Origin of the sequence: Nocardioides sp. NPDC057767 (genome assembly GCF_042798275.1) — a bacterium.
In the GTDB taxonomy this organism is placed as follows: domain Bacteria; phylum Actinomycetota; class Actinomycetes; order Propionibacteriales; family Nocardioidaceae; genus Nocardioides.
This window is the reverse complement of the sequence record NZ_JBHVKJ010000001.1, coordinates 135620-148239: the sequence shown is the minus strand read 5'-3', so window position 1 is coordinate 148239 and position 12620 is coordinate 135620. Positions and strand designations below refer to the sequence as shown.

Sequence of the window (12620 nt, the reverse complement as noted above, 5' to 3'; positions counted from 1 at the left end):
GGCTGAGGCTGCATGCGGACCGCAGGGTGCGGTCGATGGTCTTCGAAAGGTTTTCCAGTGTTGAGTTTCGTACGCGCCGGCGCGGTTGTCGCGGGCGTCGCCCTTGCCGGGCTCGCAGGAGCCCCGGCTTTCGCCACCGGTGACGACCCGGCCGGCAACAACGGCACGGTCAAGGTCATCCAGCACGGCAACATCGACGACGTTCCCGAGAACCAGCCGCACGTCGGCTGCAAGCTCGAGATCGAGTGGTACGGCTTCGACGAGGGCGAGGAGATCGTCTCCGAGATCAGCTTCGAGCTGCACTCGCCGACGGACGACGGCGAGCTCACCGTCGACGGCCCGAGCGAGGTCTTCGTGGGAGCGGACGCCGCCAGCGGCGCCGGCACCGACGACGGTCTCGACGGTCGCGAGGTCTACACCCTGACCGCCACCGGTGTTCCTCACCCGGAGCAGGGCTTCCACGCCAAGGTCACGATCCACACCCCGGGCAGCATCGGCAACGACACCAAGACCAAGGTCTTCTGGTTCCAGAACTGCGCCGTCGAGGAGCCGACCCCGACGCCGACTCCCACGCCGACGGAGCCCGTCGAGTCCGAGTCGCCCTCCGAGGAGCCCTCGGAGGAGCCCTCCGAGTCCCCGTCCGAGTCGACCCCGGCCTCTGACGAGACCGAGCCGGCTTCCGACGAGTCCTCCGAGGCGCCGGTGACCGACTCCGAGGTCCCGACCAACATCGACGCCGGTCTCGCCGGCGAGAGCGACTCCCCCGTGCCCGCGATGTGGCCGCTGCTGGCCATGCTCGCCGGTGCTGCCGCCGCCGGCACCGCGCTCGTCGTGGTCCTGCGTCGCCGCGCTGCCGCTCTGGTCCACAAGGACTGAGCCGAACCGCGCCACTGAGAACGGCGCGGCGTACGACCTCCGGGTCGTACGCCGCGCCGTTTCCGTTTCTGCTCCGCGGTCCGGTCCTCAGTCCTGGAACGCGGCGCCCTTCTCGATCAGCGCGTCCGCGTCGTCGATGCCCCACGCGGCGAGGGCCTCGCGGGTGTGCTGACCAGCGCTGGCCGCCGGTCCCGAACCCAAGGTGGAGGCGGTGCGGCTGAACCGCGGAGCGGGGGCGGGCTGGGTGACGCCGTGGTGGGTGACGTACGTCTGGCGGGCCCGCAGATGCGGGTGGGAAGCAGCCTCGGTGGGCGTGAGGACGGGGGCGACACAGGCGTCGGTGCCCTCGAAGATCTCGGCCCACTCGGCCATCGTCTTCGACCCGAAGGTCTTGGCGAAGAGGTCGCGCATCTCGTCGTAGCGCTCCATCTCGTACTGCCCCGGGCAGATCCCGTCGAGCCCGAGCCGGGTGACCATCTCGGCGAAGAACTTGCCCTCCAGCGCGCCGACCGCGACCTGGCGACCGTCGGAGGTGTCGTAGAGCGCGTAGAACGGCATCGCGCCGTCGAGCAGATTGCTCTGCCGCTGCTCGTGCCAGGCACCGGAGGCGAGCATGCCGGAGATCATCGTGGCGAGGTGGGCGGTGCCGTCCACGATCGCGGCGTCGACGACCTGCCCCTGGCCGGTGGTCCTGGCCTCGACGAGCGCGGCGAGGATGCCCATGACCAGGTAGGTCGATCCGCCACCGAAGTCACCGAGCAGGTTGAGCGGGAAGTGCGGTCGGGCGCGGTCCTGGCCGAGCCCGTTGAGCACGCCGGTGGTGGCGATGTAGGTGAGGTCGTGCCCCGCCGACTGGGCCAGCGGCCCTTCCTGGCCCCAGCCGGTCATCCGGCCGTAGACGAGGCGTGGGTTGCGCCCCAGACAGGCGTCGGGCCCCAGCCCGAGGCGGTCGGTCACGCCCGGGCGCAGGCCTTCGATGAGCACGTCGGCGGTCTCGACCAGACGCAGGACGGTCTCGACGGCATCCGGGTTCTTGAGGTCCAGCGCGATGCTCGGGCGGCCGCGGGTGAGCAGGTCGCCGGCACCGCCACCGAGCAGGTTGCCGCCGGGCCGGTCGACCCGGATCACGTCCGCACCCATGTCCGCGAGGATGGTGCAGGCGTGCGGTCCCGGCCCGATCCCTGCCAGCTCGACGACCTTGACCCCGCGAAGGGGGCCGGTGCCCTGGCCCAGCGTCACTGTGGATTTCTCCGTCGACTCAGTCATGACGGCCATCCTCGCAGGATCCGGCCCCGGAGAGTCTGGATCCAGAGTCTGGAACCCTCCGCCCGGCCTGACCTGATCGCGGCGCAGAGTCCGATACGCTCCGAGACACACTCGCCGGTGCACAGGAGCAGAGAAGTTGTCTCGGGAATTCCCCACATCCCCCCAGTCCCTCCCGATCACCTCGGTCAGCCCGCTGACCGCGAACGATCCCCGCGAGATGGGTCCGTACGCGCTCACCGGCCGTCTCGGTCACGGCGGCATGGGCGTCGTCTATCTGGGTGAGGACGCCACAGGCATGAAGGCGGCGGTGAAGGCGATCCTTCCCGAGCTCACCTCCGACCCGGGGTTCCGCGCTCGGTTCGAGCGGGAGATCGAGGCCGCCAAGAAGGTCGAGAGCCGGTTCACCGCGCGGGTCCTCGACGCCGACCCCGATGCCGCGCAGCCCTGGATGGCGAGCGAGTACGTCGCCGACCCACCGCTCAGCAAGCTGGTCAGCTCCGGCCAGCGTCTGACCGAGATCGACGTACGCCAGCTGGTCGCCGGGGTCGCCGAGGCACTCGCCGCGGTGCACCGTGTCGGGCTGGTCCACCGCGACATCAAGCCGGGCAACATCCTCTACGGCGCCACCGACCCGTGCGTGATCGACATGGGCATCGCCCGCTCCGTCGACGGCACCGCACTGACCCAGACCGGAAAGGCGGTCGGCACCTTCGGCTATCAGGCACCCGAGCAGGTCCAGACCGGCACCTTCTCCAGCGCCGTGGACATCTGGGCGCTCGGTCTGGTCGCCTTCGTCGCCGCCACCGGACGCTGGCCGTTCAGCGGCGAGATCGGCTCGATGGGACACCTCCTCAAGGGCGAGTCGCCCAACCTGAGCCTGTGTCCGGTCTACCTGCGTCCGCTCGTCGCGGCGTGCCTGGCGGAGACGCCGGCCGCCCGGCCCTCCGCCGCGGACATCCTCGCCACCAACGGCGACTGGACCCTGCTGCCGGCCCCGGCCACCTCGGAGCAGGAGACCACCATCGGTGCGCCGCCGCCGGCCTTCACCGGCGGGATCGCCCGTGCCCCGCGGCCACCCCTGAGCCCCACCGACACCGCCGACCTGCCCACCCAGGCACCCGCGTTCGCTGAGCCTCAGCAGCCGTCCGGGCGCCGCTGGAAGGTCGCGGTCATGGCCGCGGCGGCGGTCGTCCTGGTCTCGGCAGGCGTGGCCGTGGCCGCCAATCCCGACCTCCTGCCCGGCCAGGAGCAGGCACCGAAGGTTGGCGAGGTGACCCCGTCGGCCGAGCCGACCAACGGCGAGAGCAGCACGCCGCCGAGCACTCCGGTCGGTGGTTCCGTGGACACCGGGACGGATCCCGGGTTCAGCGAGGAGCCCGCCGAGAAGGGCTCGGAAGACGACGACGGCGAGGTCGTCCCCAGCCCCGACACGGACAACGGCGACACGACGCCTTCCGAGGCACCGGAGCCGAGCGCGACGGCCCCCAGCGAGCCGGCCACAGAGCCGACCACCGAGACCCCGACGGCCGAGCCGACCGAGACCGCGACGGTCGAGCCGACCGAGGATCCGGCCGAGGAGCCGACGGCGACCGCCACTCCCTGAGCGATCTGTCGTTTCGGACCGGCAGCGTCGACTGCGCCTCGTGGGGTGGCCTCGACAGGCTCGACCACCGGTTCTCGGTTGGATCGATCAAGGTGGCCGGGGCTCTGGCGATACCGATAATCGAGCCTGGCCGGGTGTGTCCCCCGCCCGATCCAGGCCTTCCCGAGCAACCGAAAGTTGAGCTGTGAGCGACACCGACGAGACCTTCAACGACTGGCAGCACCGCGAGGAGCTCGCGGAGACGATGATCCCGATCATCGGCAAGCTCTACCGCGAGAAGGATGTCACCATCCTGGTCCACAGCCGGTCGTTGGTGAGCAAGTCCGACATCTCGATCCTCAAGGCGCACCGGTTCGCGCGCCAGATCGAGGGCGAGGAGCTCTCGGTCACCGACACGTTCCCGCTGCTCCAGGCGGTCGCCAAGCTGGACATCGGTCCGTCGAAGATCGACCTGGGTCTGCTCGCGGTCCAGTACGCCGAGGACGAGCGCGGCCTCTCCGTCGACGACTTCGTCGCCGAGAAGCTCGCCGGCGCCACCGGCGACAACAAGCTCGAGCGCAACGGCGGCCAGGACGTCGTGCTCTACGGCTTCGGCCGGATCGGCCGCCTCGTCGCCCGACTCCTCGTCGAGAAGGCCGGCTCGCGCCATGGCCTGCGCCTGAAGGCCGTCGTCGTCCGCAAGGGCGGGGAGGACGACCTCATCAAGCGCGCCTCGCTGCTGCGCCGCGACTCGATCCACGGCCAGTTCGCCGGCACCATCACGGTGGACGAGAAGAACGGCGTGCTCATCGCCAACGGCAACCCGATCCAGTTCATCTACTCCAACGACCCGACGACGGTCGACTACACGGCGTACGGCATCAAGGACGCCATCCTGATCGACAACACCGGCAAGTGGCGCGACCGCGAAGGCCTCTCGCAGCACCTGCAGCCGGGCATCAAGAAGGTCCTGCTGACCGCGCCGGGCAAGGGCGACGTCCCCAACATCGTCCACGGCGTCAACCACCAGACCCTCACCGGCGACGAGAAGGTCATCTCCTGCGCGTCGTGCACGACCAACGCGATCGTGCCGCCGCTGAAGCTGATGGAGGACCGCTTCGGGATCGTGCGTGGTCACGTCGAGACGGTGCACTCGTTCACCAACGACCAGAACCTGCTGGACAACTACCACAAGGCCGACCGCCGGGGCCGTTCCGCACCGCTCAACCTGGTGCTCACCGAGACCGGGGCGGCCTCTGCCGTCGCCAAGGCGCTCCCGGACCTGAAGGCGAAGATCACCGGCAACTCGATCCGCATCCCCACCCCGGACGTCTCGATCGCGATCCTGTCGCTCTCGCTCAAGGGTGAGACCTCGAAGGACGAGGTCGTCGACTACCTCCGCGAGGCCTCGCTGACCGGCGAGCTGCGTCGCCAGGTGGACTTCACCACCGCCCGCGACGCGGTCTCCTCCGACTTCATCGGCTCGCGCGCCGCCTCGATCATCGACGGCAACGCGACCATCGTCGACGGCGACTCCGCGATCCTCTACGTCTGGTACGACAACGAGTTCGGCTACTCCTGCCAGGTCGTCCGCACCGTGCAGTCGATCTCGGGTGTCGAGTACCCGACCTTCCCGGCCCCGACTGCGGTCTAGACCCCAAAGATCCCTACGCTGCCCCGTCCCGTCCGGTCTCCGGACGTGGCGGGGCAGCTCGGTTCCATGCCCGGAGGATCGCGTCGGTGTCGGTCAGACCGACCTGCCGAGACCGGCGGTCAGCACCCGGTTCGCCTCGACCTTCCCGATCATGTGCAGCTCGCAGATCAGACGTATCGCCTCGCGCGTCGTGACTCGTGTCATAGCCCCCATAGGGCGAGACGCCAGGCAGCGAGGCATCATCGTTCGACCCGAAATCAAGAGCCTGTGGAAGATCCTGTGGATAACCCGGCGATGACCCCGGCGCCAGAGGTCGGAATCCGCCCGCGCCGGCGCTCCCTCCAGGACCCGACCGCCATCCACAGCGACGAGGCCCTTCAGATCGGCCAGCGACGCCGCCTTGGCCGCACGGCTCGTACGCCGGAATGCCAAATGGGACGGGCACTGGCCGCTTCTTATTACTCATGAGTAGCATACGTCCATGGCGTACGAATCCCTGCTCTCCCCGCTCACGATCGGGTCGCTCACCCTGCGCAACCGCGTGGTGATGGGGTCGATGCACACCGGCCTCGAGGACCACGCGTGGGACATCCCCAAGCTGGCGGCCTACTTCGCCGAGCGCGCACGCGGTGGCACCGGGCTGATCATCACCGGCGGCTACGCGCCCAACAAGCGCGGCTGGCTCAAGCCGTTCGCGAGCGAGATGAGCTCCCGGCTGCACGCCGCCCAGCACCGCCGGGTGACCAGCGCGGTGCACGAGGAGGGCGGCGCGATCGCGATGCAGGTGCTGCACGCGGGCCGCTACGCCTACACGCCGTTCTCGGTCAGCGCCTCGGCCGTCAAGGCGCCGATCAATCCGTTCAAGCCGGCCGCCCTCTCCGACAAGGCCGTCGACGCGACCGTCTCCGACTTCGCCAAGAGCGTCTCGCTGGCGAAGAAGGCCGGCTACGACGCCGTGGAGATCATGGGGTCGGAGGGCTACCTGATCAACCAGTTCCTCGCCGAGCGGACCAACCAGCGCGATGACCGCTGGGGCGGCACGGCGGCGAACCGGATGCGGTTCCCGGTCGAGATCGTGCGCCGCTCGCGAGAGCTGGTCGGTGACGACTTCCCGATCATCTTCCGGCTCTCGATCCTCGACCTGGTCGAGGACGGCCAGACCTGGGAGGAGACGATCGACCTCGCGTACGCACTCCAGGACGCCGGCGTCTCGGTGTTCAACACCGGCATCGGCTGGCACGAGGCCCGGGTGCCCACGATCATCACCCAGGTCCCGCGCGGCGCCTGGCTGGACATGACCGCGCGGTTGAAGGCCGAGGTGGACATCCCGGTCTGTGCTTCCAACCGGATCAACACCCCCGAGCTCGCCGAGTCGGCGATCGCCGAGGGCAAGGCCGATCTGGTCTCGATGGCTCGCCCGCTGCTGGCCGACCCGGAATTCGCCAAGAAGACCGCCGAGGGCCGCACCGACGAGATCAACACCTGCATCGCCTGCAACCAGGCCTGCCTGGACCACGCCTTCTCCAACAAGGCGGCCTCCTGCCTGGTCAACCCGCGCGCCGCGCGCGAGACGACCCTGGTGCTCTCTCCGACCAAGCTCAAGCAGACCGTGGCCGTCGTCGGCGCCGGTCCGGCCGGCCTCGCCGCCGCCACCTCGGCCGCCGAGCGTGGCTTCGCGGTGACCCTGTTCGAGAAGTCCCAGCAGATCGGGGGCCAGTTCCGCCTCGCCATGGCGGTGCCGGGCAAGGAGGACTTCAAGGACACGCTGCGCTACTTCGGCCGGCGCCTGGAGGTGCTGGGCGTCGAGGTACGCCTCGACACCGAGGCCACCACGGCCGACCTGGAGCCGTTCGACCACGTCATCGTCTCCACCGGCGTCACGCCCCGGGTCCCGCAGATCGCCGGCTCCGAGGACGACCGGGTGGTGACGTACGCCGACGTGCTCGCCGGCCGGGTCGTCCCCGGCCGCCGGGTGGCGGTGATCGGTGCCGGCGGCATCGGCGTCGACGTCTCCGCCTGGCTGACCCACCAGCCCGAGACTCTCGACGAGTGGAAGGCCCGCTGGGGCGTCGGCGACCCGGCAACCTTCCGCGGCGGGCTCACCACGCCGGTGCTCGAGGCCCCGGCTCGCCAGGTGACCCTGCTGCAGCGCAAGTCCACCCCGATCGGCATCGGACTCGGCAAGACCTCCGGCTGGGCCCACCGTGCCCACCTCAAGCAGGACGGCGTCAAGCAGGTCCGCGGTGCGACGTACGACAAGATCGAGGCGGGCGACGACGCCGTCACACTGCACTACGCCGTCGACGGTGAGCCGCACACGCTCGAGGTCGACCACGTGATCCTCTGCGCCGGCCAGGAGTCGGTGCGCGACCTGTGGACGGAGCGCGACAACTGGCACCTGATCGGTGGCGCCGACGTCGCGGCCGAGCTCGACGCCAAGCGCGCGATCCAGCAGGGCACCGAGGTCGCCGCCGGGCTGTAGCCTTCCTCGCATGAGCGATCCCGACTGCCTGTTCTGCAACATCGTCGCGGGCAACATCCCGTCGACGAAGGTCTACGAGGACGACGAGACGTACGCCTTCATGGACATCGCCCCGGCTGCCGAGGGGCACACCGTGGTGGTGCCGAAGACGCACACCAAGGACGTCCTGGAGGCCGACCCGGCGGTCTACGCCGTGACCGCGAAGGCCGCCCAGGCGGTCGCGAAGCGCTCGGTCGAGGTGCTGCAGGCGGACGGGGTCAACGTACTCAACAACTGCGGGCCGGCGGCGTGGCAGACGGTCTTCCACCTGCACTTCCACGTGATCCCGCGCTACACCGACAAGTCCAAGGACTCGCTCACACTCCCCTGGGTGCCGCACCCCGGCGACATGGACGCGATCAGGGCGATCGGCGAGAAGCTGGCCTTCTAGCCTGCCGGCTCAGCCGGTGGGTGCGCCTTCGGCGTGGGCGGCGACCATCTCGGCGTACCACCCGAAGGACCGCTTCGGCGTCCGCACCCCGGCGGCGTCGACGTGGACCAGGCCGTACTTACCCCCGACGCCGTCCTCCCAGTCCTTGCCGGTGAACGGCGCCTCCCAGCCGTCGCGGTCGAGCAGGGTGTAGGCGTAGAAGCCGCGCACGTCGACGCCACGCTCGATCGCGGCCGAGACCGCTTCCAGGTGTGCCTCGAGGTAGTCGATCCGGGCCTGGTCGTCGACCTCGCCGTCCACCACCGGAGCGTCGTACGCAGCACCGCACTCGGTCACCACGATCGGCGGCATCGCGGCGCGATAACGGGATCGGGTGATGATCAGCCACTCCCGCAGGGCGGTCGGCACCACACCCCAGCCGGTGTCAGTGGCGGGATAGCCGACGAGCGGCACCATCCGGAACGGGACCTCGTCGCCCTCGGCCGAGGCACCGATGCGCTGCGGGGCGAAGAAGTTGACCCCGTAGAAGTCCAGGGGCGAGCGGATCACGGCCATGTCGCCCGGCATCACGACGTCGTCGGCGAGACCGGCGAGGTCACGGGGGTAGCGGCCCAGCAGCATCGCCTCGAGGGGCACCGCGTTCCAGGCCAGGTCGATGAGCTTGGCGGCGCCGACGTCGGCGGGGTCCTCGGAGAGCGGCCAGATCGGCTCGTGGTGGTTGGCGCACCCGACGGACGCGACCCCGGCGGCGCGCAGCACCTGCACGCCGCGGCCGTGAGCCAGGAGCAGGTGGTGCATGGCCGCGACGACGCCCCAGCCGGCGCGCCGGCCGGGCGCTATCGTGCCGAGGCCGTAGCCGAGGTAACCGGCCACGTTGGGATCCTGGACCGGAACCCATTCCGGGACCCGGTCGCCGATCAGGTCCGCGACCGTCTGGGCGTACTCACCGAAGGCATCGACGGTGGCGCGGTTGAGCCAGCCACCGTCGGCGGCCAGCGGCTCGGGCAGCTCGCCGGCGTAGAGCGTGGCCGACGGGCGCAGGCCGGCCTCGAGCAGCTCGTCGACCAGGCGGTCGTAGCGAGCGCGGGCATCGGGATCGAAGACACCGCGCCCACCCGGCTGGAGCTCACGCCAGGAGACCGCGAACCGGTATCCCGGCGCACCGAGGCGTTGAAGCAGCGCAACATCCTGCTCGCCCCCCGGCCGGGTGGCGTCTGCAGTGCCGAACACGAAGCCAGTCGGGAACTTGGGAAACGCCACGGCACAATCATGACTGTGACTGCCCAGATCCGCCGAGGAACCGCCCGATTCACGGAACGTCCACCCGGCCTCCGGCCAGGAAGAATCACCTGGCACACCTACTCCTTCGGCCCCCACTACGACCCCAGTCGCGTCGGCTTCGGCCCGATCGTGACCTACGACGAGCACCTGCTGCGCAACGGTGAGGGCTTCGAGAACCACCACCATGCCGGGGTCACGATCGTCACCTGGCCGATCTCCGGCGAGGTGACCCACACCGACTCGACCGGCGCCACCGGAACGGTGTCCCCCGGCCAGGTCGCCGTGTTCACCACCGGCGACGGTGTCGACCACTCCGAGTTCGCCTCCGCCTCCGGCACCCGCTTCATCCAGGTCTGGGTGACGGGCAGCACCGGTGACCCGGCGTACGCCGTCCACGACGTCACCCCGGTCGAGGGCGAGTGGGTCGAGGCGGTCCGCCTGGACGTGGGGTCGCTCCGAGTCGGCCGCGTCGGCACCGACGGCCCCGCCGAGATCACCCTCCCGGAGGCTCGTCTCCGCCATCTCCACATCGCTTCCGGCGCTCTGCTGCGCAGCGGGATGGCCGAGCCGCTCACCGCCGGGGACGCCTTCGAGATCACCGCCGGCGAGGACCTGCCGCCGGAGTTCACGGTCAGTGCCGGCGTACCGACCGAGCTTCTTCTCTGGAGCTTCGACTAGGCCGATAAAAGCGCGGACAGAGCAGGAGGTCGGTGGATACAGTCCGCCATAGACTGCTGCTCAGTGTGGAGGATTGTGTGACGACGTTCCTGATCATCGGAGCCGTCGGGCTGGCCCTCCTGCTGGTGTCGCTGGTACTCGGCGACCTCCTCGACGGCTTCCTCGGCGGTGCGCTCGACGCCGACTGGTTCTCGACCGCCGCGATCGGCGGATTCGTGTCCGCGTTCGGGTTCGGCGGCGCCCTCGCCGTCGGCCCCCTCGGCACGCTCCCGGCCATCGGGATCGGAGTCGTGGGCGGCGCGCTCTTCGCCTGGTTCGCGCTGTGGCTGACCCGCCTGCTGAAGGAGGAGCACACCGACGCGGCGCCTTCGGGCGAGGCCGCCGTCGGGCTGGACGCCGCGGTGATCACCACGATCCCGGCCGGCGGGTTCGGCGTGGTGCGGGTCGCCCTCGGAGGCCACACGGTGACCTACAACGCCAAGGCTCCCGACTTCGACGGGACCGTCACCCCCGGCACCCCCGTGCACGTGACCGGTGTCCTCTCACCGACGGCAGTCACCGTCGCGCCGACGTGGCGCGAGATCACCTCCTGACCTGAAGGGGTCCCCATGGAACTGCTGGTGCCGATCGCCGGCCTTGTCGTACTTTTCATCCTGCTCCTGCTGCTGGTCACCAGCCGCTACAAGGTCGCCGGTCCCAACCAGGCCTTCATCGTCACCGGCCGCAAGGGCAAGGCCGTCCTCAACCCGGAGACCGGCCAGCTCACCACCGACCTGTCGGGCCAGAAGGTCGTGCTCGGCGGGGGCGTCTTCGTGGTTCCGTTCGTCCAGAAGCTCGCGGTCATGGATCTCTCCTCGCGCCGGATCTCGGTCCAGATCCGCGGCGCGGTCTCCGGGCAGGGCATCAAGCTCAACCTCGAGGGGGTCGCGATCGTGAAGGTCGGCGGCAACGCCGACCAGATCCGGCTGGCCGCGCAGCGGTTCCTCTCCCAGCAGGAGGAGATCGAGCCGTTCACGCAGGAGGTGCTCGCCGGTGCGCTTCGCTCGATCGTCGGCGGTCTGACCGTCGAGCAGATCATCCGTGACCGGGCCGCGTTCGCCCAGCGGGTCGCCGACGAGTCCGAGTCGTCGCTCACCGGTCAAGGCCTGATCCTGGACACCTTCCAGATCCAGGACGTCACCGACGACGGCTCCTACCTGACCAACCTCGGTCGCCCCGAGGCCGCCCGCATCACCCAGGCGGCCTCGATCGCCGAGGCGGAGGCCCGCCGGGCAGCCGAGCAGGCCCGGATCAAGGCCGAGGAGGAGATCGCGGTCGCCCAGCGTGCGCTCGCTCTCAAGCAGGCCGAGATCAAGGCCGAGACCGACGCTGCCGCCGCCACCGCGGCCGCCGCCGGTCCGCTGGCCCAGGCCGACCGCGACCAGGCGATCCTCACCGAGCAGGAGAAGGTCGCCGTACGCCAGGCGGCGCTGACCGAGCGGCAGCTCGAGACCCAGGTGCGCAAGCCCGCCGACGCCGAGCGTTACCGCGTCGAACAGGAGGCGGAGGGCCGCCGCAACTCCGAGATCGCTGCCGCGGAGGCCCGCAAGGCGGCCACCATCGCCGCGGCCGAGGCGGACGCCGAGCAGGCCCGTCTCACCGGTGAGGCGGAGAAGGCCCGCCGTGCCGCACTGGCCGAGGCGGAGGCCATCGAGGGCGCCAAGCGCGGTGACGCGCAGAAGGCGCTGCGTCTGGCCGGCGCCGAGGCGACCCGGGCCGAGGGTGAGGCGAGCGCTGCCGCCACCCTGGCCGTCGGTCAGGCCGAGGCCGAAGCGATGGACAAGCGCGCCGCGGCGTTCGCGTCCTACAACGACGCCGCCGTCCTGCAGATGCTGATCGAGGTCCTGCCCCGGATCGCCAAGGAGGTCGCCGCGCCGATCAGCGCCATCGACAACCTCACCGTCCTCTCCACCGAGGGTGCCGGCGCCATCCCGAAGCAGGTCAACGACAACGTCGTCCAGACCCTCAACATGCTCAAGACCACCACGGGAGTCGACCTCGGCTCGATGCTCCGCAAGGCGGTCGCCACCACCGGCGAGAACGGTGCCGCGGAGATCCCCGCCAACCACACCCCGCAGTGACCGATCCACAGCTTGCCAACACTGGGTCAAGAACTCTGTAGAAAAGGGGCATAAACGTGACAGCCAGAAACAAGTCTGGTTATGTATCCACGTCGACGTAGGGAGGGAGCACTCCAAGCCTCGACCGGGCCTCGCGGCCGAAAGGCCGCCAGGCTCGCCCCTTGAGTCTCTCTACTGTTCCCCCCGTCGGTGGAGAGACACCGAGGGAAATCGATTGTGGCCCGGCCTCACGGCCGGGCCACAACGCATTT

10 protein-coding genes are annotated in these 12620 nt (G+C 70.0%); 8 read left to right on the top strand and 2 right to left on the bottom strand.

Annotation, left to right across the window (positions count from 1 at the left end):
• The first annotated feature begins 60 nt into the window (after window positions 1–60).
• Window positions 61–876 carry a hypothetical protein gene (locus tag ACFVDI_RS00665; protein WP_378899251.1) on the top strand — a complete coding sequence of 272 codons (816 nt, stop codon included), beginning with the start codon at window positions 61–63 and terminating at the stop codon, window positions 874–876.
• 87 nt (window positions 877–963) lie between these two features.
• Here the strand turns inward: ACFVDI_RS00665 and ACFVDI_RS00660 are convergent, their stop codons facing one another.
• The gene (locus ACFVDI_RS00660) at window positions 964–2142 is read right to left on the bottom strand and encodes a CaiB/BaiF CoA transferase family protein (RefSeq protein ID WP_378899249.1); all 1179 of its coding nucleotides are present in this window, start codon (window positions 2140–2142) and stop codon (window positions 964–966) included.
• Window positions 2143–2278: 136 nt separating this feature from the next.
• Here ACFVDI_RS00660 and ACFVDI_RS00655 point away from each other — a divergent pair, with 136 nt between their 5' ends.
• The 4 genes from ACFVDI_RS00655 (at window position 2279) to ACFVDI_RS00640 (ending at window position 8290) form a co-directional block, all read left to right on the top strand.
• Window positions 2279–3745, top strand: a complete 1467-nt coding sequence (locus ACFVDI_RS00655; RefSeq protein ID WP_378899247.1) for a protein kinase — start codon at window positions 2279–2281, stop codon at window positions 3743–3745.
• Window positions 3746–3929: 184 nt separating this feature from the next.
• On the top strand, window positions 3930–5378 hold the full coding sequence (locus tag ACFVDI_RS00650) for a glyceraldehyde-3-phosphate dehydrogenase (protein ID WP_378899244.1): 1449 nt from the start codon (window positions 3930–3932) through the stop codon (window positions 5376–5378).
• Window positions 5379–5859: 481 nt separating this feature from the next.
• Entirely contained in the window at window positions 5860–7860 is a 2001-nt protein-coding gene (locus ACFVDI_RS00645) for an NADPH-dependent 2,4-dienoyl-CoA reductase (RefSeq protein WP_378899242.1), read from the top strand.
• A 10-nt stretch (window positions 7861–7870) separates the two neighbouring features.
• On the top strand, window positions 7871–8290 hold the full coding sequence (locus ACFVDI_RS00640) for an HIT family protein (protein ID WP_378899240.1): 420 nt from the start codon (window positions 7871–7873) through the stop codon (window positions 8288–8290).
• 9 nt (window positions 8291–8299) lie between these two features.
• Here ACFVDI_RS00640 and ACFVDI_RS00635 read toward each other — a convergent pair whose 3' ends face one another.
• A complete protein-coding gene (locus ACFVDI_RS00635; RefSeq protein ID WP_378899238.1) occupies window positions 8300–9550 on the bottom strand; it encodes a glycoside hydrolase family 1 protein in 1251 nt (416 codons plus the stop codon).
• Window positions 9551–9565: 15 nt separating this feature from the next.
• On the opposite strand from ACFVDI_RS00635, the gene ACFVDI_RS00630 reads away from it, so the two are divergent.
• From ACFVDI_RS00630 to ACFVDI_RS00620, 3 genes are all read left to right on the top strand, one after another.
• Window positions 9566–10249 carry a pirin family protein gene (locus tag ACFVDI_RS00630; RefSeq protein WP_378899235.1) on the top strand — a complete coding sequence of 228 codons (684 nt, stop codon included), beginning with the start codon at window positions 9566–9568 and terminating at the stop codon, window positions 10247–10249.
• A gap of 77 nt (window positions 10250–10326) precedes the next feature.
• Window positions 10327–10842: a hypothetical protein gene (locus ACFVDI_RS00625; RefSeq protein ID WP_378899233.1), complete on the top strand. Its 516-nt coding sequence runs from the start codon at window positions 10327–10329 to the stop codon at window positions 10840–10842.
• 15 nt (window positions 10843–10857) lie between these two features.
• The gene (locus ACFVDI_RS00620) at window positions 10858–12369 is read left to right on the top strand and encodes a flotillin family protein (protein WP_378899231.1); all 1512 of its coding nucleotides are present in this window, start codon (window positions 10858–10860) and stop codon (window positions 12367–12369) included.
• Window positions 12370–12620: the final 251 nt, after the last annotated feature.

What these genes read in the sequence shown, in the direction of transcription:
- ACFVDI_RS00660 (WP_378899249.1), bottom strand. Translation starts at nt 2,142, where the DNA reads ATGACTGAGTCGACGGAGAAATCCACAGTGACGCTGGGCCAGGGCACC.
- ACFVDI_RS00645 (WP_378899242.1), top strand. Translation starts at nt 5,860, where the DNA reads ATGGCGTACGAATCCCTGCTCTCCCCGCTCACGATCGGGTCGCTCACC.
- ACFVDI_RS00640 (WP_378899240.1), top strand. Translation starts at nt 7,871, where the DNA reads ATGAGCGATCCCGACTGCCTGTTCTGCAACATCGTCGCGGGCAACATC.
- ACFVDI_RS00620 (WP_378899231.1), top strand. Translation starts at nt 10,858, where the DNA reads ATGGAACTGCTGGTGCCGATCGCCGGCCTTGTCGTACTTTTCATCCTG.